Below are 20,776 nucleotides of genomic sequence, written 5' to 3'. Positions count from 1 at the left end.
CGGGCCCATCCACCCTACTGCGCCGTTCGATCACGCCGCGCCCGCGCCGCCTCCCACGACCGCGTTCCCGCCGTCTTCCACTGCTTTGTCGGGTGTCTCGGAGCGCGGCACGAGCGAGCCGAAGTCCCCGGTGTCGCCCAGCCGGAACACGAACGGCCTGGTGGGCGTGTAGCGGACGGCGGTCACCGAGCAGGGGTCGACGTGGATGCGCTGGAAGAGGTCCAGGTGCATGCCGAGGGCGTCGGCGACAAGGGACTTGATGATGTCGCCGTGGGAGCACATCAGGAAGACGGCGTCGCTGCCGTACTCCTCCTCGATCCGCGCGTTCCAGTCCCGTACGGCTTCCACGGCGCGCGCCTGCATGGCGCGCAGGGATTCGCCACCGGGGAAGGCGGCCGCCGACGGGTGCTGCTGGACGACCTTCATCAGCGGTTCGCCGGCGAGCTCGGAGAGTTTGCGGCCCGACCAGTCGCCGTAGTGGCACTCGCCGATCCGCTCGTCGGTGTGCACCTCCAGGTCCGGCCTGGCGGCCAGCAGGGGTGCGAGCGTCTCCCGGCAGCGTTGCAGCGGGCTGGTGACGGCGGCGGCGAGCGGCACCCCCACGAGCCTGCCGGGCAGCGCGGCGGCCTGCTCGGCGCCGCGCTCGTCGAGGCCCACTCCCGGGGTCCATCCGGCGAGCAGCCCAGCGGTGTTGGCGGTGGACCGCCCGTGTCGTACGAGGATCAGCGTGGCCATGGCGCCCAGCGTATGCGGTGCCGCCGGTGTGCGGGCGGGCCCCGGGCAGGGAAGAATGCCCCGCGTGATTGTCGACTGCGCGATTTACCGGGACGGCCGCCGCACCGAGGGACCCGAGGACTTCTCGGACGCCCTGGACGAGGCGCGGGCGGCCGGTGACGCCTTCCTCTGGGTCGGCATGCACGAGCCGTCGGAGAAGGAGTTCGAGTACGTCCGGAGCGAGTTCGGTCTGCACGCGCTGGCGGTGGAGGACGCGCTGACCGCGCACCAGCGCCCGAAGCTGGAGGTGTACGACGATTCGCTGTTCGTCGTCCTCAAGCCGGTGATGTACGACGACGACACCGACACGGTGACGGCCGGCGAGCTGATGGTCTTCATCGGCGACTCCTTCGTGGTCACCGTCCGGCACGGCGAGGGGGCCCCGCTGGCCGCCGTAAGGCGCCGGCTGGAGCAGGAGCCCGACGTCCTGCGGCACGGCCCCACGGCGGTGCTGTACGCGGTCTCCGACGCGGTGGTGGACCACTACATCGAGGTGGCGGCCGAACTGCAGGCGGACCTGGAGGAGCTGGAGGCCGAGGTCTTCGCCCCGAACGCGTCCGACACGAAGAACACCGCCTCCCGGATCTACGGCTTCAAGCGGCAGGTGCTGGAGTTCCGCCGGTCGACGAGCCCGCTGCTGCAGCCGATGAACCGGCTCGCCTTCGGGAGCGTCCCCTTCGTGCACGAGCATTCCCAGCCGTTCTTCCGCGACGTCGCCGACCACCTGACCAAGGCGAACGAGTACATAGAAGGCCTGGACCGGCTGCTCTCGGACGCGCTCGCCGCGCATCTCGCGCAGATGGGCGTCCGGCAGAACGACGACATGCGCAAGATCTCGGCCTGGGCGGCGATGGCGGCCGTCCCCACGATGGTGGCGGGGATCTACGGGATGAACTTCGACGTGATGCCGGAGCTGAGGCACACCTGGGGCTATCCGGCGGTGATCGTGGTCATGGTGGTCGCGTGTCTGGGCCTGCACCGCATGTTCAAGCGCCGGGGCTGGCTGTAGCCCGCGGCGCCCGGACGGGCGTTGACGGGGTCACGCGAACTCGGGCGTCGTGAGCGCCGCGCCGCCCAGGGCATCGCGCCGCTCGGGCATGGTCAGGCTGACCATCCGGTGCCAGCCGCTGAACCGCTCGTACGCGTGCATCCCCCGGATCCCCGCGGCGAGCAGGGCCGCCTTCGGCGCGGGCCAGCGCAGCAGCCGCCCCATGTGGTCCATGACGGCGAGGCTCACGTCCCGGTAGACGGCGATCTCGACGAGCGCGCTCTCCCGCAGCACCCGCTGGATGGTGCGGCCGTGTCCCGCCCGGGCCAGGCGCAGCAACTCCTCGTGACAGTAGGCGAGGTGGTTGTCCTCGTCATGGCTGATCATGCGGATGGCCTTGCCGAGCTCGGGGTGGTCGCCGAAGTTCCTCACCAGCATGTCCATCTGGTCGGAGGCGCGCTGCTCGGTGACCCGGCTGTGCGAGAGGTAGACCACGATGTCACGCTCGGTCAGCGGCTCCTCGCGGCGCAGCTTCTCGTGCGCGAGACCGATGCCGCGCCGCTCCAGCAGCATCGTGTAGTCGGTCTCGGGGGGTACGGGGACGGGCGGCAGACCGCGCTTGCGGAGCAGGGCCTTGAAGATCCGCCCGTGCTTGTCCTCGTCGGCGCCGTGCCGGGTGATCTTCGGTGCGAGATCGCGCATCGAGTCCGGCACGAGGGCCGCGATGCGGGCGTTCTCCCAGCCGCCCTGGGACTCCCCGCTGGCGGCGATGGAGCAGAACAGCTGGAAGGCGTCGTCGCTGTCGACGATCTCCTGGAACAGGCTGCGCGCAGAGAGCATGCACCGAGTCAAACGCCGGTTGCCGGGGCGGGCAAGCGATGGGTCGCACCGCTCGTCCGAATGAACGAACCCTGGGGACGGCCCCCGGCGCGTAACCCCGGGGCCGCCCGGCGCGTTGTTCGCTGTGTCGGCCGTGGCGGGGAAGACCCCCCGAGCCCCCACCACGGCCGCAGGACCACATTTCCGAGCGGCGGGTCAGGCCAGACCGGCCAGCTCCATGGCCTCGGTGCCGGCCCTCAGGGCGGCGATCCGCTCGTCCAGGGTGAACCCGGCCGGGGCCAGCGTGAGGGTGGTGACCCCGGCCTCCGCGTAGGCCCGCATCCCGTCGGCGATCCGCTCCACGGGGCCCAGCAGGGTGGTGGAGTCGATCAGCGAGTGCGGGACGGCTGCGGCCGCGCCGGTCTTGTCGCCCGCCAGGTACTTGTCCTGGATCTCGGCGGCTTCCTTCTCGTAGCCCATGCGCTGGGCCAGCTGGTTGTAGAAGTTCTGCTTCCGGCTGCCCATGCCGCCCACGTACAGCGCGGTGTACGGACGGAACATGTCCGCCAGCGCGGGCACGTCCTCGCCGAGGGCCAGCGGCACGGTCGGGCACACGTCGAAGCCGTCCATGGTCAGCCCGGCCTTCTCGCGGCCCGCCCGGATGTGGGTGAGCGCGGTCGCCTCCAGGTGCTCGGCGGCCGGGAAGATCAGCAGCGCGCCGTCGGCGATCTCGCCGGTCTGCTCCAGGTTCTTGGGCCCGATGGCGGCGATGTAGAGCGGGATGTGCTCGCGCTCGGGGTGCACGGTCAGCTTCAGCGGCTTGCCCGGGCCGCCGGGCAGCGGCAGGGTCCAGTGCTGGCCCTCGTACGAGAGGCGCTCGCGGCTCATCGCCTTGCGGACGATCTCCACGTACTCCCGGGTCCGCGCGAGCGGCTTGTCGAACTTGACGCCGTACCAGCCCTCGGAGACCTGCGGCCCGGAGACGCCGAGGCCGAGCCGGAAGCGGCCCTTGGTGAGGGAGTCGAGGGTGGCCGCGGTCATGGCCGTCATCGCCGGCTGGCGGGCCGGGATCTGCAGGATCGCGGAGCCGACGTCGATCCGCTCGGTCTGGGCGGCAACCCAGGCCAGGACTGTCGGGGCGTCGGAGCCGTAGGCCTCGGCGGCCCAGCAGACGTCGTAGCCGAGGCGGTCGGCCTCCTGCGCGACGGCGAGGTTGTCGGCGTCCATGCCCGCACCCCAGTAGCCGAGATTGATGCCGAGCCGCATGTTGTCGTCCCCTTACCGATTTACCGATCAGTAACGTGCATGTCCGGGGACTGTAGCGTGCCCGGAGCCCATCCGTCAGCGCCCCAGTAGTCTCAGCGCTCATGGAGCAGAGGCATCTCGGCCGCACCGGACTGCGCGTCTCCCGGATCGGCCTCGGCACCCTCACCTGGGGCCGCGACACCGGTGAGGAAGCCGCCGCCGAGCAGGTGAAGACGTTCTGGGAGGCGGGCGGCACGCTCGTCGACACGGCCGACGTGTACGGCGGCGGGGAGGCGGAGTACCTCCTGGGGCAGTTCGTGGGCGGGCTGGTCCCGCGCCGGGACCTGGTGATCGCGACCAAGGCGGGCAGCGTGCCGGATCCGGACCGGCGCTTCGACGGCTCGCGCGGGCACCTGCTGGCAGCGCTCGACGCCTCGCTGGAGCGGCTGGGCACCGATCACGTCGACCTCTGGCAGGTGCACGCCTTCGACCCGGCGACCCCGCTGGAGGAGACCCTGCAAGCGCTGGACCTGGCCGTGAGCAGCGGCCGCGCCCGGTACGCCGGGGTGGCGGGCTTCTGCGGCTGGCAGCTGGCGAAGGCGGCCACCTGGCAGCTCGCGGCCCCCGGGGTACGGACCCGGCTGGCCTCGACGCAGATGGAGTACTCGCTGCTCCAGCGGGGCGTGGAGCGGGAGGTGCTGCCCGCCGCGCTGGACCTGGGCATCGGGCTCCTCCCCTCCTCGCCGCTGGGGCGCGGGGTCCTGACGGGCAAGTACCGGGGCAGCACTCCGGCGGACTCGCGCGGCGCCTCGGAGACCCTGGCCGCCCTGGTGGACCCGTACTTGGACGAGGCGGCGGGCCGCATCGTGGACGCGGTGGTGACGGCGGCCCAGGGGCTGGCGGTGACCCCGCTCCAGGTGGCCCTGGCGTGGATCCGGGACCGGCCGGGGGTGGTCGCGCCGATCGTCGGCGCGCGGACGTCGGCGCAGCTCGCGGCGGCACTGTCGGTGGAGGCCCTTAGTCTTCCGGAGGAGATCTGCCGGGCGCTGGACGATGTTTCGGCTCCCGTGCACCGCTACCCCGATCAGGACTGGAGCACGCTGTGAGTACGGACCGCCAAGCCGAAGCCGCTGCCGCGGAGGAACCGGCCGCGCCGCAGCCTGCCGCCGACGGCGAACCCGGTACCGCCCCGGGCGAAGCCCCGGCGTCCGGGGTGGACCCCGCCGCTGCCGGCCCGCAGGAGCGGCCGGAGGGCGGGGCACCCGAAGCCGGCACCGACCCGCACGGCGAAGCCGATGACGGGGGGCCGGGGGCGGAGCCCCCGGTTTCGGGAAGGGGCGGGAGAGGGGAAGGCCCCGCAGGGCCCGGCCCCGAGGTCGACGAACAGGCAACGGCAGACGCCCCGCAGGGCACGGGCGGAGCCGGGGAACAGGCCGACGAGGCGGGTGCCGAGGGCACCGGCGGAGCCGGGGAACACGTCGGCGAGGCGGGTGCCGAGGGCACCGGCGGAGCCGGGGGGCACGCCCCGGAGGCCGGGGTGGAGGGTGCTGAGGGGGCCGACGGCGTGGTCCTGGCCGGAGCCGAGGCCGGTCCCGGCGCCCAGACGCAGCCCGCGCTCAGTGAGGCACAGGCCGAGCTGGCCGCGCAGAAGGTCGAGCGGGAGCGGATCGCCCGGCGCAAGGCCGAGCGGGAAGGGCCCGTCGAGGCCGGGGCGAAGCTCAGCGGGACGGCCGCGGACCTGCTGGCCGCCGTACGGGCCGTGGAGAGCGGGGCCAAGCCCCCCGCCGTGTACTTCGACGAGGCCCCGGCCGCGCCGCGCAGGGCGGCCCCCGCTCCCCCGCCGCCGCCCCGCAGGACGGCAGGGGCGCCGGCCGCCGCCCCCTCCGCCGACGCCGTCGACGGCGTACGCGCCGTCCTGGCCCGCGGCGGCGCCCCCGAGGCACTCGCCGCCCCGGCCGCGGCGGCCCTCGGCGACGACGCCGCCGGCCGGCTCGCCGAGAACCCCTGGCTGCTGCTGTCGGTCCCCGCCGTCCGCCCGACCCAGGCGGACGGGTTCGCGCGGGCAGTGCTGGGCCCCGGGGCCGGTCCGGGCGACGAGCGCCGCACGGCCGCCCTGGTGGGGTGGCTGCTGGTCCAGGCCGGCCTCAAGGGGCACACCGCGCTGGAGGCCCCGGTCCTGGAGAAGGCCCTCGTCCAGTACGGCGTACCGGAGCCCGCCGAGGCCCTGGAACAGGCCATCGCCGAGGGCTCGGTGCTGGTCTTCCACGAGCCCCTTGGCCCGCCGGTCGGCGAGGACGAGGAACAGCCCGTACGGATCCTCGTGGGTCTGGAGGGCTCGGCGATGGCCGAGGAGAGCCTGGCCGACGGTCTGGCCCGGATCGCCAGCACCTTCGACGCCCCGGCCGACTGGGACGAGGCCGCCACCGGACCGGGTGCCGAGCTGATCCGCGTGGTCGCGGGCCACGGCCTGGTCACCCACACCGGCGGCGAGGCCGCCCGCGCCGAACCCCTCGCCCTGCTGTCGGCCGCGCGGGAGCTCGGCCTGCGCGCCTGCCTGGCCGCGCACGTCCCCTCGGCCGAGGGCGTCACCGTCGCCGGGCTGCTCGCCGGGGCGGAGGGGCCCGGCCGGGACGCCGACGGGCAGTTCGCGGCAGACCTGCTGATCGTGCTGGACGCGCCGCAGCTGGACGTGGAGACCGCCGCCGCCCTGGTGGAGTCCGTCCCGGACGGGGCCCGTCTGGTGCTCTCCGGGGATCCCGGGGTGCTCGGCTCCGCCGGGGCCGGGCGGGTGTTCGCCGATCTGCTGGCGGCCCGTACCTGCCCCCAGGTGGTCTCCCGCGTCCCGGACCCGGGTCCCTTGGGCGAGCTGGTCTCCGGGGTCGGTATCGGGGAGCTGAACCAGGTCGAGGCCCCCGGCAAGGAGGTCGTCATCGTCCCGGTGCGCGACGCCGGGGAGGCCGTGCACCGTGCCGTGCAGCTGGTGGCCGAGTCGGTGCCGCGGGCCTTCGGGATCCCGGCGGACAGCGTGCAGGTGATCACCCCGGGCCACGGCGGCCCGGCGGGCACCCGGGCGCTGAACGCCGCCCTCAAGGAGCGGCTGAACCCCGGTCCCGGCCGGTTCGGCGGCTTCGACCCGGGCGACCGGGCGGTCCACGTGCCTTCCCCCGGGCGGGCCCTGCCGGCCCGGGTGGTGTCGGCCGACGCAGAGGGCCTGCACCTGGACCGCGCGGGCGAGCGGGTCGTCGTACCGAAGGAGCTGGTCGAATCCCAGGTGCGGCACGGCTGGGCGGTCACCGCGCACCAGGCCGTGGGGGCGCGCTGGCCGGCGGTGGTCGTCGTACTGCCGGGTGACGCGGCGCAGGCCCTCTCCCGGGACTGGGTGTACACCGCGTTCGGGCGGGCCGAGCGGCACCTGTCCGTGGTGCACGGCGTGGACCAGGCGCTGCCGCGCGCGGTGGCGGAGGTGCTGCCGAAGCCGCGCACGACCCGGTTGACGGGCCTGTTGTCGGCCCTCGCCGCGACGGGCGGGCAGCCGGAGTAAGCGGCGGACGGTCCCCGCCCCGAGGGGCGGGGACCGCGTCGGATCAGGCCGTGGTCAACCCCGGCTCCGCCGTCTCACCCTCGTCCGCATCCTCGTCCTCGCCGAACTCGTCGGCCTCTTCGTCGAATACGGCGCTGACGTCGAACCGGTGCAGCACGTCCTCCGGATCGGTGTGCCCGAAGGGCGAGTTGAGCCACTCCCCCGGTTCGGCGACCTCTTCCGAGGCCGCGATCCACAGGGTGGAGTCGCCCTCCTCCAGCCCGAACTCCTTGTAGCGGGAGGCGATCTCGTCGGGCTCGTACTCACCGAAGAGCACGCCCAGCGCGCCGGCGGTGCCGCCGTCGTGGACCAGGTCGGCCTCCCGGTCGTGCGCGGCGACCCGCTCGGCCTGGGCGATCAGCCGCGGCGGCTCGACCACTGCGTAGTCGCGGCGGATGAGCACGCTGAAGGCGGCGGGCTCGGCGGGACCGGTGTACGGGACGCCGTCCTCGGGGGTGGGGATCTCGAAGGGTGTGACCTCGTCGTAGCGGTCGTAGAGGAGTTCGTCGTACTCCTCGGCGGCGGCGGCGAGTTCGTTGAACGCGGCGTAGACGTCCGGGTCCTCGTCCCCGGTCCTGCGCTCGACCGCGGCGAGGTGGCGGTCGAGCGCGGCCTTGACCGCCTCGGCGGCGGCGCGTACCTCGGCAACAGTGGGCAGAGCGGCATCAGACATAGAGCAGACGCTATCCGTAGCAAGGGTCTGCCCGCACAATAGATGCGATGCCGGAATACGAATTTGTCGACGTGTACGTGCCCCGCGGCGTCCCTCGCAAGGAGGCGACCCGCCTGCTGACCGATCATGCCGAGTACGGGAACTGGGAGCTCGACCGCCTGACCCTGCACCGGGACGGCAGCCGCCGGGTGCGGCTGCGCCGCCGGATCATCCGCCAGGTCCGCGCGACCTGGTGACGCGGGTCCTGGGGGCAGGACCCGCGCCGTGAAGAGCCGTCAGGCGGCGTTGCGGGCGCGCCGGTAGAGCACGACGCCGCCCAGCAGCAGGCCGCCGGCGAGCGGGAGGCCCGAGGTCAGGACGTCACCGCCGCCGGTGGCGGCGAGAGCGGCCGGCTCCGCCGGGGCGGGGGTGGCGACGCTCGCGGCGGGCCCCGGGGCGGGGTGTGTGACGGGCTTGGCGGGCGGGACGGAGCCCGTGGGCGGGGTGTCCGGCGTCCTCGGCGTGCTCGGGGTGTGACCGCCGGGCGTGCTCGGGTGATCGGGGTGGTCGTCGCACGGTTCGTCGTCGCCGCCTCCCGGGTTTCCGGGGTGGCCCGGGGTGCCCGGGTAGCCGGGGTGACCCGGGATGCCCGGGTAGCCGGGGTGACCTGGGATGCCCGGGTGACCGGGGTTGTGACTTCCCGGAGTGCCCGGGTTTCCGGGGTGACCCGGGGTGCCCGGGTGACCGGGATGGTCCGGGGTGCCGGGGTTTCCGGGGTGGCCCGGAGTGCCCGGGTTGCCGGGGTTGCCCGGCTTGCCCTCGTGGGCCGGACCGTTGGAACAGTGGTTCCCGAAGGCCGGATTCAGCAGGCCGATGATGTCGATGGTGTTGCCGCAGACGTTCACCGGTGCGTCCACGGGCGCCTGGAGGTTGTTCCCGGACAGCAGGCCCGGGGAATTCGCGGCCTGGCCGGAGGCTCCGGAGTCCGCGTTGGCGTACCCTCCGCCCAGCGCCAGAACACCCCCCGCGGCCGCCATGGTGATCAGGCTCTTCCTGGTGACCGGTACCGGTCGTCGCATGTGTCTCGTCCCCTGGTGTTTGTACGTCGGCACTTCGGCTCCCCTGCCGGATGCGCCGAAGGTGGTCGATCGGGCCGGAAAGCCCAGCGGCCCCGGAGCGCTGGAATGCGCTCCGGGGCCCAAAACTGCGAACGCGTCAGGCGTTGACGCAGGTGTTGCCGAAGGCCGGGTTCAGCAGGCCGATGACGTTCACCGTGTTACCGCACACGTTGACCGGCACGTGGATCGGGACCTGGAGCACGTTGCCGGACAGGACACCGGGGGAGCCGATGGCCGCACCCTGGGCAGCGGCGTCGGCGTGGGCCAGACCCGCACCCGCGAGAACCAGGCCACCGGTGGCAGCCGCAGCGGCGACAACCTTCTTGATCATTGTTCCTCCTAGTAGGCAATTGCGGTCCCAGCCGCGGACCGCACCACCTGTAACGAGGAAGGATCACCGGGGCTACGAGCGTATGAGTGCATTCACTCTTCTCAGTGGTTTGCGCACACCTCTGCGATTCTCAGGCGTTGTCGATGAATCGGTCGAGGACGCGCACGCCGAACTTCAGCCCGTCGACCGGCACCCGCTCGTCCACGCCGTGGAACATCCCGGCGAAGTCCAGCTCGGGCGGCAGCTGCAGCGGCGCGAAGCCGAAGCAGCGGATGCCGAGGTCGTCGAAGGACTTGGCGTCCGTACCGCCCGAGAGCATGTACGGGACGGCCCGCGCGATCGGGTCCTCGGCCTTCAGGGCGCCCTGCATCGCGTCGACCAGACGGCCGTCGAAGTCCGTCTCCAGGGCCTTGTCCCCGTGCACGTCCTCCCGCTTGACCCGGGGGCCGAGGATGCGGTCGAGGTCGGCGAAGAACTCGTCCTCGTAGCCCGGCAGGAAGCGGCCGTCGACATGGGCCGTCGCCTGGCCGGGGATGACGTTGACCTTGTAGCCGGCGCCGAGCATCGTCGGAGCGGCGGAGTTGCGCAGCGTCGCGCCGACCATCTTGGCGATGCCGCCGAGCTTGGCGAGCGTGGCGTCCATGTTGTCCGGGTCCAGCGGGGTGCCGAGCGCGTCCGAAAGCTCGTCCAGGAAGCTCCGTACGGTCTTGGTCACGCGCACCGGCCACTGGTGGCGTCCGAGCCGCCCCACGGCCTCGCAGAGCTCCGTGATGGCGTTGTCGTTGTTGGTCATGGAGCCGTGGCCCGCGGTGCCCTCCACCGTGAGCCGCATCCAGTGCATGCCCTTCTGGGCGGTCTCCACGAGATAGAGACGCAGGTTCTCGTTCACCGTGAAGGAGAAGCCGCCGACCTCGCCGATGGCCTCGGTGACGCCCTCGAAGAGCCCCGGGTGCTTGTCGACGAGGTGCCGGGCCCCGTAGATGCCGCCCGCCTCCTCGTCGGCGAGGAAGGCCAGCACGATGTCGCGCGGGGGCTTGCGCCCGCTGCGCATGCGGTCGCGTACGACGGCCAGCGTCATCGCGTCCATGTCCTTCATGTCGACGGCACCGCGGCCCCACACGCAGCCGTCGGCGATCTCCCCCGCGAACGGGTCGTAGGTCCAGTCGGCGGCGTTGGCCGGAACCACGTCGGTGTGCCCGTGGATGAGCAGCGCGGGCCGGGAGGGGTCCTCCCCCTCGATCCGCGCCACCGTCGAGGCGCGCCCCTTGTGCGACTCGAAGACCTGCGGCTCCAGCCCGACCTCGGCGAGCTTCTCGGCGACCCATTCGGCCGCCTTGCGTTCCCCGGGGCCCGAGTGGTCCCCGTAGTTGCTGGTGTCGATCCGGATGAGGTCCCGGCAGAGGTCGACGACCTCGTCCTCGCCGGAGACGGTCCTGCCCGCGCTCGACTCGCTCACGCTGCTTCCTCCCACTGATCAGTACCGAACTGCCTCCATCCTCCCGCTCCCGGCCCCTCTCCCCAAGGGCGATCCCCGGCCGCCGGGGGGTGTGATCGGGGACCCCGGAATGTTTGGTAATGTTTTCCACGTCGGAACGGCCCGCGAGGGACGCGAGACAGACACCTTGTCCGGGTGGCGGAATGGCAGACGCGCTAGCTTGAGGTGCTAGTGCCCTTTATCGGGCGTGGGGGTTCAAGTCCCCCCTCGGACACAAGAGAAGGACCCCGCTTCGGCGGGGTCCTTTTTCGTTGCCCTCGCACCTGCCGGGAAAACGACTACGGGGCCCCGCGCGCAGCGGGACCCCGTGGTCGGGCAGGTCGGGCGGGACGGTCAGTCGCGGGCGGCGGCGAGGGCGGCCACGCGGCGGCGGACCAGGAACCAGCCGCCGACCAGGGCGGCGCCGATGACCGGGACGAACATGACCGTGGTGCGGCCCACACCGCCGTCGCACCACATCAGGACCAGGACCGTGAAGAGGAAGACGAGGGTGACGACCTGGGTGTACGGGGCCCAGGGCAGGCGGTAGGCGGGCCGTTCCACCCGGCCCTGCTTCGCGCGGCGCCAGAAGAACAGCGAACAGATCATGACCATCGCCCAGGTGCCGAGGATGCCGAGCGAGGCGAAGTTGAGGACGAGCTCGAAGGCCTCCTCCTCCATGAAGTAGTTCAGGACGACACCGGCGACGCCGAAGGCGGCGGTGAACAGGACCCCGCCGTAGGGGACCTTGCCCTTGTTCATGCGGGCGGTGAACTTCGGCGCGGAACCGGAGATGGCCATCGACCGCAGGATCCGGCCGGTGGAGTAGAGACCGGAGTTCAGGCTGGAGAGGGCGGCCGTCAGGACGACCAGGTTCATTACGCCGGCGGCGCCGGGGATGCCGAGCTTGTCGAAAACGGTGACGAAGGGGCTCTGGTCCGAGCTGTACTCCGTGTACGGGAGCAGCAGCGCGAGCAGGACCACGGAGCCGACGTAGAAGAGGCCCACGCGCCACATGATCGAGTTGATGGCCTTCGGCATGATCTTTTCGGGGTTCTCGGTCTCGCCGGCGGCGACGCCGCAGAGCTCGACGGAGGCGTACGCGAAGACCACGCCCTGGATCACCAGCAGCATCGGGAGGACGCCGGCGGGGAAGAGGCCGCCGTTGTCGGTGATGGAGGCCAGGCCCGGAGTGTGGCCGCCGATCTCGTGGCTGGTGGCCACGAGCCAGATGCCGACGATCAGGAAGACGACCAGGGCCGCGACCTTGACCAGGGAGAACCAGAACTCCATCTCGCCGAAGTACTTCACCGAGATCAGGTTCGCGGTGAGGACGACGGCGAGGGCGATGAAGGCGAGGACCCACTGGGGGACGTCGGTGAACAGCGACCAGAAGTGGGCGTAGGTCGCGGCGGCCGTGATGTCCGCCACGGTGGTCGTGGACCAGTTCAGGAAGTACAGCCAGCCGGCCGTGTAGGCGCCCTTCTCCCCCATGAACTCGCGGGCGTAGGAGACGAAGGCTCCGGAGGAGGGGCGGTAGAGCACGAGCTCGCCGAGGGCCCGGACGACGAAGAAGGCGAAGATCCCGCACACCGCGTAGGCGATCGCGAGGGACGGGCCGGCTCCGGCGAGGCGGCCACCGGCTCCGAGGAACAGGCCGGTGCCTATCGCCCCGCCGATCGCGATCATGCTGATGTGGCGGGACTTCAGGTCCTTGCTGTAGCCCTCGTCACCGGCGTCGACATGGCGGGAAGACGCCGGGGCGGGAGCCTCGGTCAAGGTGCGGTCACTCATGTATGACTTCGCCTTCGTGGGGGTCGGACAGGCAGGCCCGGACCGCCGCGCAGGGGAGCTGGGTGGTGTCCCCTGTGCAGCGGTTCGGTCGTTTTGATCGCCCCAGGAGACCATGGGGGTCCGCCAGCCGCCAAAATCGGCCCACACGCACGAAGCCCCCGACGACCTTGGAAAGGGGTGTCGGGGGCTTTTTGGGCGCTGGAATGCCAGGCCCCGGGGTCAGTCGGCGGTGGTGGCCTCTGCCGCCTGGTCGAGGCGGAAGGCCTCGTTGCCCAGGCCGATGCGGGCGTGCACCTCGGGGCGGCGGCTGCGCAGCACCGCCCCGTGGACCAGACCGATCACGACGGCGGCGGCGATGATGCCCGGCAGCGCCCAGCTGAGCGCGGAGCCCTCCTCGGCGCCGACCAGGACGCCGAAGTCCTTCACGGTGTAGACGGCGATGGCGAGCAGCGCGATACCGGCGGCGCCGGCCGCGACGAGCCGCCAGACCTGGGCGCCGGCGGTGCCGCGGCGGACGAAGAAGGCGATGACGGCGAAGGAGGCGGCGGCCATGAGGAGGGTCACGCCGAGGGCGCCGACGCTGCCCATCCAGGTGAACAGGTGCAGCACGGGGGCCGTGGGGTCGCCCGCGGGCAGGTCGTCGGTGACGGCGAAGGCGATCACGACGAGGGCGGCGACGGCGGTCTGCAGGAGGGACCCGGTGCCGGGGGCGCCGGTGCCCGCGTTGGTCCGGCCGAAGGCGGCCGGGAGGAGGCCTTCGCGGCCCATCGCGAAGGCGTAGCGGGCGACCACGTTGTGGAAGCTGAGCATGGCCGCGAACATGCCGGTCACGAAGAGGACGTGCAGGACGTCGGTGAAGGTGGCGCCCAGGCGCTCCTCGGTGAGCTGGAAGAGCAGGCCCGGGCCGGCCTCCCCGGCGGTCTTGACGACCTCGGCGGGGCCGGTGGCCACGGTCAGGGCCCAGGCGCTCAGGGCGAAGAAGAGGGCGACGAAGCCGACGGCGAGGAACATCACCCGGGAGACGACGATGTGCGGCTTGCTGGTCTCCTCGGCGTACACCGGGGACTGCTCGAAGCCGACGAACGCGGCGATGCAGAAGCAGAGGGCGGTGCCGAGGCCGGGACCGCTCAGGGTCCCGGGGTTGAAGGCGTGCAGCGAGAGGCCTTCGGCGCCGGGCTTGCCGAGGGCGGCGACGTCGAAGACGACGACGAGGACGCACTCGATGAGGAGGAGGACGCCGAGCACCTTGGCGTTGAGGTCGATCTTGAGCCAGCCGAGGGCGCCGGTGGCGGCGACGGCGAGCAGCGCCGGTATCCACCAGGCGAGTTCGATCTTCAGGTAGGTGGCGAAGAGGCCGGAGATCTCGAAGCCGAGGATGCCGAAGACGCCGACCTGCATGGCGCTGTACGCGACGAGGGCGACGAGGGCGGCGCCGGCGCCCGCGGTGGGGCCGAGGCCGCGGGCGATGTACGCGTAGAAGGCACCGGCGTTGTGGACGTGGCGGCTCATCTCGGCGTAGCCGATGCTGAAGAGCGCGAGGACGGCGCCGAGGATGACGAAGAGCAGCGGCTGGCCCACGATGCCCATGACGCCGAAGGTGGTGGGCATCACACCGGCGACCACCATCAGGGGCGCGCTGGCGGCGAGTACGGAGAGCAGCAGGCCGGCGGTGCCGAGGCGGTCGGCCCGCAGAGCGCGGTCCTGGCCCTTGTACGTGCGGATCTCGGCCGGGTCCTGGAGCGTGGTGGATCTGCCCGTCGGCATGGCGGCGTCCTTTCGGGGATGCGGGTGATGCGGGGGCTTTCGGGGGTACGGGATCGTTCGGCGGTACGGGATCGTTCCGGGGTGCTCCGCGGGTGCGGTGTCAGGCGGTGCCGAGCGCGGCGCTGCGCGCGGCGAGGAAGGCCTTGTGCGGGTCGAGGTCCGGGTAGGACCAGGGGGCGCGGGTGGCGTGGCTGCCGATGCGCTGGAAGAGGGCGGCTGCCTCGGCGGGGCGGCCCTCGCAGAGCTTGGCGTGGGCGAGGAAGTTGAGGTCGACGCGGTTGCGGGGGTGGTCCTCGCGTTCCCACTCCAGCCACCAGTCGAAGGCGGAGCGCAGCACCTGGCGGGCGCGGCGGCCGGACCAGTGGGCGGCGGCGCTCTGGGAGCTGTGGCCCTGGGTGGCGGCGAGCACCCGGTAGCGCTCCGCGTGGGCGATGACCGGGAGCACGGCGAGCGGGGAGTCGGCCGGGGACTCCTCGGCGGCCCAGGCGGCGAAGTCGTAGACCTCGTGGAGGGGGTCCTGGCCGGCCGCAGGGGTGCGTTCGGCGAGTTTGGCGACCATCAGGTGGTGTGCGTGGTGGTGCTCGCGGTGCCGTGCCCTGACCTGGTCGAAGAGGCGGCTGAACTCCTCCTCGCTGCCGAAGGCCTTGGACAGGAGCAGCAGGCCGAGCCAGGGGGTCGGGTCGGCGGGGAGCAGCGCGGCGGCCCGGCGGCAGGCTTCCTCGGCGGCGGCCGGTGTGCCCTTGCGACGCAGGGCGGTGAAGACGGCGGCGCAGGCGAGGAGGGTGGCGGCGTCGGCGCTCTCGGGTTCGGCGAGCAGCCATTCGCGGGCCCAGGCGGTGGCCGCCGGGGTCTCGGCGAGGACGACGATGCGGTGGCCTCGGCGGTCCCAGTCGTCGCCGGTGCCGACGAGCAGGGATCGGGCCCGGGACCAGCGGCCCTGGGTGAACTGGGAGCGTACGTCGACGAGTTCGGCGTCACAGAGGGCCGGGTCGAAGAGCTGGGCGTCGCGCTTGCGGGCGCGGCCGAGGGGCGGCGGAGGCGGGGACATCCGCGGGTTTCCCTCCAGGACGCGGGCGGGCGGAGTGGGCGTGGCCTGAATCCGTGCACGGTGCACATGAGTCGCGTGGCCGGACGGTCGGGTGGATCATGCCGGTGAGCGAACCGGTGATCACGGACAGCAAAGCGGTACGCCCAGCTCCGAGTCAAGGTCCGGTCCGCTGCGTGGCGGGTTTCAACTGGTATCGCACGGTGTCGAGTTAGGGCGGGCGGCCCGAACCGGCCGCGGTGGCGCAGGGCGCCGTAGGGTGAGGCCATGACGGACCACTCGGATCTCCCGCACTACCTGTTCGCCTTTCCCGGGCCGTTGCGCGACAAGCTGGTGGCGGCGGTGCTGAGCGGGGCGAAGACGAGCACCACGGGTGTGCTCGCGGTGTACGGGGCCGAGGGCGAGAGCCTGCCGGAGCCGGGCGACCGTTTCCTCGTCGTCGACTCCGGGGAGCGCGGCGTGGCGGTCCTGGAGGTGACGGGCGTGGAGGTGCTGCGGTTGGCGGACGTCACCCTGCGGCACGCGCTGGACGAAGGCGAGGGATACGCGTCGGTGGCCGAATGGCGCACCTCGCACGAGCGGTTCTGGCACGGCGAGGAGATGCGCGCCGTCCTCGGCGACCCGGGGTTCACCGTGGGCGACGAGACCCTCGTGGTGGCGGAGCGGTTCCGCGTCGTGGAGCGGCTGGGCTGACCGGGGCGCCGCCCCCGGAGGGACCGGGAGCAGCGCGGGGTGCGGGCCTGCGGGTGAACGGCGGTCCGGCGGGCACCTCAGCCGACAGCGGCGGCCGCCGCCCGGCCCGCCGCCCGGCCCGAGAAGACGCAGCCGCCCAGGAAGGTGCCCTCCAGGGCGCGGTAGCCGTGGACGCCGCCGCCGCCGAAGCCGGCCGCCTCGCCCGCCGCGTAGACGCCGGGCAGCGGTTCGCCCCCAGCAGTCAGGACGCGCGAGGAGAGGTCGGTCTCCAGGCCGCCCAGGGACTTGCGGGTCAGGATGGACAGCCGTACCGCGATCAGCGGCCCGGCCTGCGGGTCCAGGATCCGGTGCGGTGCGGCCGTGCGGATCAGCTTGTCGCCGAGGTACTTGCGGGCGCCGTGGATCGCCGTGACCTGGAGGTCCTTGGTGAACGGGTTGGCGATCTCCCGGTCCCGGGAGGTGATCACGCGGCGCAGGGCGGCCTCGTCGATCAGGTCGTCCTTGGTGACGGCGTTCATCCCGCGCACCAGCGCGGACAGATCTCGCTCCACGACGAAGTCCGCGCCGTGGTCCATGAACGCCTTGACCGGGGCGGGCACGGCCTGCCGCGCGCGGGAGATGACGTCGCGGACGGACTTGCCGGTGAGGTCGGGGTTCTGCTCGGAGCCGGAGAGGGCGAACTCCTTGCCGATGATGCGCTGGTTGAGCACGAACCAGGTGTGGTCGTGGCCGGTCTTCATGATGTGGTCGAGGGTCCCGAGGGTGTCGAAACCCGGGAAGAGGGGCACGGGCAGCCGCTTGCCGGTCGCGTCCAGCCAGAGCGAGGACGGGCCGGGCAGGATGCGTATGCCGTGCCGGGACCAGATCGGGTTCCAGTTCTCGATGCCCTCGGTGTAGTGCCACATCCGGTCCTTGTTGATGTGGCTGGCGCCCGCCCCCTCCGCGATCCCCAGCATCAGGCCGTCCACGTGGGCGGGGACCCCGGAGAGCATGCGCCGCGGCGGGGTGCCGAGCCGGTCGGGCCACTGCGCGCGTACGAGGTCGTGGTTGCCGCCGATGCCGCCGCTGGTCACGATCACGGCCTGGGCCCGGAGGGAGAAGGCGCCGGTGGCCTCGCGGCTGCTCGCGGTGCCCCGTACGGCGTCGGAGGGCTCCAGGATCTCGCCCGTCACGGTGTCGACGGCGCCCGCGGTACGGGACAGGCCCGTCACCCGGTGGCGGAACCTCAGCTGGACCAGGCCGCGGGCCACGCCGGCGCGGACCCGCCGTTCGAAGGGCGCGACCAGGCCGGGGCCGGTGCCCCAGGTGATGTGGAAGCGGGGGACGGAGTTCCCGTGGCCGTCGGCGTCGTAGCCGCCGCGCTCCGCCCAGCCGACCACCGGGAAGAAGCGCACGCCCTGCGCGTGCAGCCAGGACCGCTTCTCACCGGCCGCGAAGTCCACGTAGGCCTCGGCCCAGCGGCGCGGCCAGGCGTCCTCCGCACGGTCGAATCCGGCGGTGCCCAGCCAGTCCTGGAGGGCGAGCGCGTGGTTGTCCTTGATCCGCATCCGGCGCTGCTCGGGCGAGTCCACGAGGAACATGCCGCCGAAGGACCAGTGGGCCTGGCCGCCGATGGACTGTTCGGGTTCCTGGTCGAGCAGGATGACCTTGCGGCCCGCGTCGACGAGTTCGGCGGTGGCCGCGAGTCCGGCCAGCCCGGCGCCGATCACGATCACGTCTGCGTCGTACGTCATGCGATACCCGTCCTCCGTCGGTGGTGGGGCGATCTTTGGCTACGGAGCGGTAACCAGTCAACAGCGGTGATTGGATGAATGCCGTGAGTGCCGCTGATGAAGTACTGGACGTGGTGGACCGGGACGACCGGGTGACGGGACGGGCCGCGCGGGGCGAGGTGTACGCCCCCGGGCTGATCCACCGCTGTGTGTTCGTGCAGGCCAGGGACGCGCGGGGGCGGATCTTCGTCCACCGGAGGACTGCTTCGAAACTCGTGTTCCCCTCGCACTACGACATGTTCGTGGGCGGGGTGCTGGGCGCCGGCGAGAGCTACGCGGAGGCCGCCCTGCGGGAGGCCGAGGAGGAACTGGGGGTCCACGGGCTGCCGCAGCCCGTGCCGCTGTTCAAGTTCCTGTACGAGGGCCCGGGCGGGGCCTGGTGGTCGTACGTGCACGAGGTGCGGTGCGAGCTGCCGGTGGCCCCGCAGGAGTCGGAGGTGGACTGGCACACGTACCTGACCGAGGAGGAGCTGGAGCGGCGCGTCGCGGACGGGTCGTGGGCGTGGGTGCCGGACGGGCTGGAGGCGTACCGGCGGCTGCGGGAGTTCCGGGGGCCGCGCCAGTAGATTGGCCGGGTGATCGCCTTCGTCAGGGACCTGCGCCTGTGGTTCTCGCCGTCGCGCCTGAGGGACGAGGGCGAGACCCCCGACTATCGCTTCTCGCTGGCCAACGAGCGGACCTTCCTGGCCTGGATCCGGACCGCACTGGCGCTGGTGGGCGGCGGCTTCGCCGTCGACCAGTTCCTGCCGGACCTGCGGTGGGGGGTGCGGGTCGGGATGGCCCTGTCGCTGCTCGCGGTGGGTGCGGCCTGTGCGCTGCGGGCCGTGAACCATTGGGTGCGGTGCGAACGGGCGATGCGGCGGGGCGAGGATCTGCCGCTGTCGCGGTTCCCGGTGGTCCTGAGCCTGGGGGTCGGGCTGGTCGCGGCGGCGATGGTGGTGCTCGTGCTGCTGGGCTGGACGTCGGGGCGGTGAGTGCCTCCGGCGAGATCCGCGATGCCGGGCTGCAGCCCGAGCGGACCCGGCTCGCGTGGCGGCGTACGACGCTGGCCTGCTCGGTCGTGGCGGTCCTCGCGCTGCGGCAGGCGGTCCGCGGGTCCGGGAGGCCGGTGGAGGTGGCCGGGGCGGCGGTGACCGCGCTGGTCTGGCTGGCGTTCCTGTGGGTGGCGCACCGGCGGATCCGGGAGCTCGCGGCCGGGCCGTCGCGGGGGCTCGCGCCGCGGTCGGCCCTGGCGGTGGTGGCGTGCACGGTGGCACTGGCGGCCTTCGCGATGGCCGTGATCATCTGAACTGCCGGTCGGATGATCGGGCTTCTGCGCGCCACTCGGACACAACGGGCGATACCGGTCGATCCGCACTAGCCTCGGCGTCATGACGACCATGCACCAGGAACATCCCACGCATCAGCACGTCCACGGCGCCGACTGCGGGCACCAGGCCGTTCCGCACGGCGATCACGTCGACTACGCGCACGACGGCCACCTCCACCGGGAACACTCCGGGCACTGGGACGAGTGCGAGAGCCCCGGACACACCGCCCACGACGGCCACACGCACGCCCACGGCCCGGACTGCGGGCACGAGTCGGTGCGGCACGGGGACCACGTCGACTACGTACACGACGGACACCGGCACGCCGCGCACGACGGCCACTACGACGATCACTGACCTGCGCGGGAACTGACCGGAAGTCCGGTCAGGAGCGGTACCCGCCCTCCCCCGGCGCCGCGACGGCTGGCAGGATGCCGACCGCCCGTCAAAGCGACCCGGGGAGAGCGCAGATGCCCGTCGATGAGCCTTACGTCGTCCAGCCCGCACCAGGGGTGTACGCCTACGTCCAGCCGGACGGCGGCTGGTGCCTCAACAACGCCGGCTTCGTCAGCGACGGCGGCCGGACGCTGCTCGTCGACACCGCCGCCACCGAGCGGCGGGCCCTCGCCCTGCGCGAGGCGGTCGTGACGGCCGGGGTGCCGCTCCCCCGCACCGTGGTGAACACCCATCACCACGGCGACCACACCTACGGCAACGGCGTGTTCGCCCCCGGGGCACTGATCGTCGGTCACGACAACGCGCGGACCGAGCAGCTCACCGCCGGGCACCAGCTGGAGATGATCTGGCCCGCGACGGACTTCGGCGCGATAGACATCACGGCGCCCGACCTCACCTACAGCGAGCGGATGACCCTGCACGTCGGCGAGACGGAGGTGCGGGTCATCCACCCCGGTGTCGCGCACACCACCGGCGACTCGATCGTGTGGCTGCCCCGGCAGCGGGTCGTGTTCACGGGCGACCTGGTCTTCGCGGAGGGGACACCGTTCCTGGCGATGGGCTCGCTGGCCGGCTCGCTGCGGGCGCTGGAGCTGCTGCGCTCGCTGGACGCGGACACCGTCGTACCGGGCCACGGGCCCCTGACCGACGGGTCGGCCTACGAGGCCACCGAGCGCTATCTGCGGTACGTGGCCGAACTGGCCGCGGAGGGTCGCGGGAAGGGGCTGACCCCGCTGGAGGCCGCCCGGCGGGCCGATCTCGGCGAGTTCGCCGCCTGGCGGGAGAGCGAGCGGCTGGTGGCGAACCTGCACCGGGCCTACGCGGAACTGGGCGGGGAGCCGGAGGGTGCTCCGCTGGACATCCTGGCGGTGCTGCGGGACATGACGGTGATGAACGGCGGGACGCCGATCCTCTGCCACGCCTGACTCGCACGCCTGACTGGCCTGTCCGACCCGAACGC

General features: G+C 72.6%; 21 protein-coding genes and 1 tRNA gene. 11 read left to right on the top strand and 11 right to left on the bottom strand.

Annotated features, from left to right (window positions below; translation table 11 throughout):
• Positions 1–30 precede the first annotated feature (30 nt).
• Positions 31–735, bottom strand: coding sequence for a histidine phosphatase family protein (locus AB0D48_RS20625; protein WP_362398550.1), 705 nt, complete (start codon positions 733–735; stop codon positions 31–33).
• Positions 736–790: 55 nt separating this feature from the next.
• Here AB0D48_RS20625 and corA point away from each other — a divergent pair, with 55 nt between their 5' ends.
• Entirely contained in the window at positions 791–1,783 is a 993-nt protein-coding gene (gene corA, locus AB0D48_RS20620; protein ID WP_362398547.1) for a magnesium/cobalt transporter CorA, read from the top strand.
• A 30-nt stretch (positions 1,784–1,813) separates the two neighbouring features.
• Here the strand turns inward: corA and AB0D48_RS20615 are convergent, their stop codons facing one another.
• Together AB0D48_RS20615 and AB0D48_RS20610 are read right to left on the bottom strand one after the other, a co-directional pair.
• On the bottom strand, positions 1,814–2,602 hold the full coding sequence (locus AB0D48_RS20615; protein ID WP_362398544.1) for a ferritin-like domain-containing protein: 789 nt from the start codon (positions 2,600–2,602) through the stop codon (positions 1,814–1,816).
• Between the two features lie 195 nt (positions 2,603–2,797).
• Positions 2,798–3,847, bottom strand: a complete 1,050-nt coding sequence (locus tag AB0D48_RS20610) for an LLM class F420-dependent oxidoreductase (protein ID WP_362398541.1) — start codon at positions 3,845–3,847, stop codon at positions 2,798–2,800.
• Positions 3,848–3,948: 101 nt separating this feature from the next.
• On the opposite strand from AB0D48_RS20610, the gene AB0D48_RS20605 reads away from it, so the two are divergent.
• Together AB0D48_RS20605 and AB0D48_RS20600 are read left to right on the top strand one after the other, a co-directional pair.
• Positions 3,949–4,932 carry an aldo/keto reductase gene (locus AB0D48_RS20605; protein WP_362398538.1) on the top strand — a complete coding sequence of 328 codons (984 nt, stop codon included), beginning with the start codon at positions 3,949–3,951 and terminating at the stop codon, positions 4,930–4,932.
• Positions 4,929–7,367 (top strand): ATP-binding domain-containing protein, encoded by a 2,439-nt coding sequence (locus AB0D48_RS20600; protein WP_362398535.1) that lies wholly within the window; start codon positions 4,929–4,931, stop codon positions 7,365–7,367. The genes AB0D48_RS20605 and AB0D48_RS20600 overlap by 4 nt, the downstream gene beginning before the upstream one ends.
• A 43-nt stretch (positions 7,368–7,410) precedes the next feature.
• Here AB0D48_RS20600 and AB0D48_RS20595 read toward each other — a convergent pair whose 3' ends face one another.
• The gene (locus AB0D48_RS20595; RefSeq protein ID WP_362398532.1) at positions 7,411–8,079 is read right to left on the bottom strand and encodes a hypothetical protein; all 669 of its coding nucleotides are present in this window, start codon (positions 8,077–8,079) and stop codon (positions 7,411–7,413) included.
• A gap of 47 nt (positions 8,080–8,126) precedes the next feature.
• On the opposite strand from AB0D48_RS20595, the gene AB0D48_RS20590 reads away from it, so the two are divergent.
• Positions 8,127–8,315, top strand: a complete 189-nt coding sequence (locus AB0D48_RS20590; protein ID WP_031146791.1) for a DUF5703 family protein — start codon at positions 8,127–8,129, stop codon at positions 8,313–8,315.
• 39 nt (positions 8,316–8,354) lie between these two features.
• On the opposite strand, the gene AB0D48_RS20585 is transcribed toward AB0D48_RS20590, so the two are convergent.
• The 3 genes from AB0D48_RS20585 to AB0D48_RS20575 form a co-directional block, all read right to left on the bottom strand.
• Positions 8,355–9,137: a chaplin family protein gene (locus AB0D48_RS20585; RefSeq protein ID WP_362398529.1), complete on the bottom strand. Its 783-nt coding sequence runs from the start codon at positions 9,135–9,137 to the stop codon at positions 8,355–8,357.
• Positions 9,138–9,273: 136 nt separating this feature from the next.
• A complete protein-coding gene (locus AB0D48_RS20580; protein WP_362398526.1) occupies positions 9,274–9,507 on the bottom strand; it encodes a chaplin in 234 nt (77 codons plus the stop codon).
• Between the two features lie 130 nt (positions 9,508–9,637).
• Complete coding sequence (locus AB0D48_RS20575) at positions 9,638–10,963, bottom strand: M20/M25/M40 family metallo-hydrolase (RefSeq protein WP_362398523.1); 1,326 nt, start codon at positions 10,961–10,963, stop codon at positions 9,638–9,640.
• A gap of 168 nt (positions 10,964–11,131) precedes the next feature.
• Between AB0D48_RS20575 and AB0D48_RS20570 the strand changes: the two genes are divergently transcribed.
• A tRNA-Leu gene (locus tag AB0D48_RS20570) sits at positions 11,132–11,216 on the top strand.
• Positions 11,217–11,335: 119 nt separating this feature from the next.
• On the opposite strand, the gene AB0D48_RS20565 is transcribed toward AB0D48_RS20570, so the two are convergent.
• The 3 genes from AB0D48_RS20565 to AB0D48_RS20555 form a co-directional block, all read right to left on the bottom strand.
• The gene (locus AB0D48_RS20565) at positions 11,336–12,775 is read right to left on the bottom strand and encodes an amino acid permease (protein WP_362398520.1); all 1,440 of its coding nucleotides are present in this window, start codon (positions 12,773–12,775) and stop codon (positions 11,336–11,338) included.
• A 219-nt stretch (positions 12,776–12,994) separates the two neighbouring features.
• Positions 12,995–14,539, bottom strand: coding sequence for an APC family permease (locus AB0D48_RS20560; protein WP_362398517.1), 1,545 nt, complete (start codon positions 14,537–14,539; stop codon positions 12,995–12,997).
• A 100-nt stretch (positions 14,540–14,639) separates the two neighbouring features.
• Positions 14,640–15,587 (bottom strand): hypothetical protein, encoded by a 948-nt coding sequence (locus AB0D48_RS20555; protein ID WP_362398515.1) that lies wholly within the window; start codon positions 15,585–15,587, stop codon positions 14,640–14,642.
• 264 nt (positions 15,588–15,851) lie between these two features.
• On the opposite strand from AB0D48_RS20555, the gene AB0D48_RS20550 reads away from it, so the two are divergent.
• Positions 15,852–16,277 (top strand): ASCH domain-containing protein, encoded by a 426-nt coding sequence (locus AB0D48_RS20550; RefSeq protein WP_362398512.1) that lies wholly within the window; start codon positions 15,852–15,854, stop codon positions 16,275–16,277.
• 77 nt (positions 16,278–16,354) lie between these two features.
• Here the strand turns inward: AB0D48_RS20550 and AB0D48_RS20545 are convergent, their stop codons facing one another.
• Entirely contained in the window at positions 16,355–18,010 is a 1,656-nt protein-coding gene (locus AB0D48_RS20545) for an FAD-binding dehydrogenase (protein ID WP_362398509.1), read from the bottom strand.
• Positions 18,011–18,084: 74 nt separating this feature from the next.
• Here AB0D48_RS20545 and AB0D48_RS20540 point away from each other — a divergent pair, with 74 nt between their 5' ends.
• From AB0D48_RS20540 to AB0D48_RS20520, 5 genes are all read left to right on the top strand, one after another.
• Positions 18,085–18,615 (top strand): NUDIX domain-containing protein, encoded by a 531-nt coding sequence (locus tag AB0D48_RS20540; RefSeq protein WP_362398507.1) that lies wholly within the window; start codon positions 18,085–18,087, stop codon positions 18,613–18,615.
• Between the two features lie 9 nt (positions 18,616–18,624).
• A complete protein-coding gene (locus tag AB0D48_RS20535; protein WP_362398504.1) occupies positions 18,625–19,023 on the top strand; it encodes a DUF202 domain-containing protein in 399 nt (132 codons plus the stop codon).
• Positions 19,020–19,337 (top strand): DUF202 domain-containing protein, encoded by a 318-nt coding sequence (locus tag AB0D48_RS20530; protein ID WP_362398501.1) that lies wholly within the window; start codon positions 19,020–19,022, stop codon positions 19,335–19,337. Before AB0D48_RS20535 ends, AB0D48_RS20530 begins: the two co-directional genes overlap by 4 nt.
• 82 nt (positions 19,338–19,419) lie before the next feature.
• Positions 19,420–19,716 (top strand): hypothetical protein, encoded by a 297-nt coding sequence (locus AB0D48_RS20525; RefSeq protein WP_362398498.1) that lies wholly within the window; start codon positions 19,420–19,422, stop codon positions 19,714–19,716.
• A gap of 113 nt (positions 19,717–19,829) precedes the next feature.
• On the top strand, positions 19,830–20,741 hold the full coding sequence (locus tag AB0D48_RS20520) for an MBL fold metallo-hydrolase (protein WP_362398495.1): 912 nt from the start codon (positions 19,830–19,832) through the stop codon (positions 20,739–20,741).
• The last annotated feature ends 35 nt before the right edge of the window (positions 20,742–20,776 follow it).

The sequence above is a fragment of the Streptomyces sp. NPDC048269 genome (assembly GCF_040652395.1).
Classification (GTDB): Bacteria; Actinomycetota; Actinomycetes; order Streptomycetales; family Streptomycetaceae; genus Streptomyces.
This window is presented reverse-complemented; position numbering and strand designations above follow the sequence as displayed.

Bases quoted from the DNA above. Each gene is read 5' to 3' on its own strand.
- AB0D48_RS20625 (WP_362398550.1), bottom strand. From the start codon at position 735: ATGGCCACGCTGATCCTCGTACGACACGGGCGGTCCACCGCCAACACC.
- corA (WP_362398547.1), top strand. From the start codon at position 791: ATGCCCCGCGTGATTGTCGACTGCGCGATTTACCGGGACGGCCGCCGC.
- AB0D48_RS20615 (WP_362398544.1), bottom strand. From the start codon at position 2,602: ATGCTCTCTGCGCGCAGCCTGTTCCAGGAGATCGTCGACAGCGACGAC.
- AB0D48_RS20610 (WP_362398541.1), bottom strand. From the start codon at position 3,847: ATGCGGCTCGGCATCAATCTCGGCTACTGGGGTGCGGGCATGGACGCC.
- AB0D48_RS20605 (WP_362398538.1), top strand. From the start codon at position 3,949: ATGGAGCAGAGGCATCTCGGCCGCACCGGACTGCGCGTCTCCCGGATC.
- AB0D48_RS20595 (WP_362398532.1), bottom strand. From the start codon at position 8,079: ATGTCTGATGCCGCTCTGCCCACTGTTGCCGAGGTACGCGCCGCCGCC.
- AB0D48_RS20590 (WP_031146791.1), top strand. From the start codon at position 8,127: ATGCCGGAATACGAATTTGTCGACGTGTACGTGCCCCGCGGCGTCCCT.
- AB0D48_RS20585 (WP_362398529.1), bottom strand. From the start codon at position 9,137: ATGCGACGACCGGTACCGGTCACCAGGAAGAGCCTGATCACCATGGCG.
- AB0D48_RS20580 (WP_362398526.1), bottom strand. From the start codon at position 9,507: ATGATCAAGAAGGTTGTCGCCGCTGCGGCTGCCACCGGTGGCCTGGTT.
- AB0D48_RS20565 (WP_362398520.1), bottom strand. From the start codon at position 12,775: ATGAGTGACCGCACCTTGACCGAGGCTCCCGCCCCGGCGTCTTCCCGC.
- AB0D48_RS20560 (WP_362398517.1), bottom strand. From the start codon at position 14,539: ATGCCGACGGGCAGATCCACCACGCTCCAGGACCCGGCCGAGATCCGC.
- AB0D48_RS20555 (WP_362398515.1), bottom strand. From the start codon at position 15,587: ATGTCCCCGCCTCCGCCGCCCCTCGGCCGCGCCCGCAAGCGCGACGCC.
- AB0D48_RS20550 (WP_362398512.1), top strand. From the start codon at position 15,852: ATGACGGACCACTCGGATCTCCCGCACTACCTGTTCGCCTTTCCCGGG.
- AB0D48_RS20545 (WP_362398509.1), bottom strand. From the start codon at position 18,010: ATGACGTACGACGCAGACGTGATCGTGATCGGCGCCGGGCTGGCCGGA.
- AB0D48_RS20540 (WP_362398507.1), top strand. From the start codon at position 18,085: ATGAATGCCGTGAGTGCCGCTGATGAAGTACTGGACGTGGTGGACCGG.
- AB0D48_RS20525 (WP_362398498.1), top strand. From the start codon at position 19,420: ATGACGACCATGCACCAGGAACATCCCACGCATCAGCACGTCCACGGC.
- AB0D48_RS20520 (WP_362398495.1), top strand. From the start codon at position 19,830: ATGCCCGTCGATGAGCCTTACGTCGTCCAGCCCGCACCAGGGGTGTAC.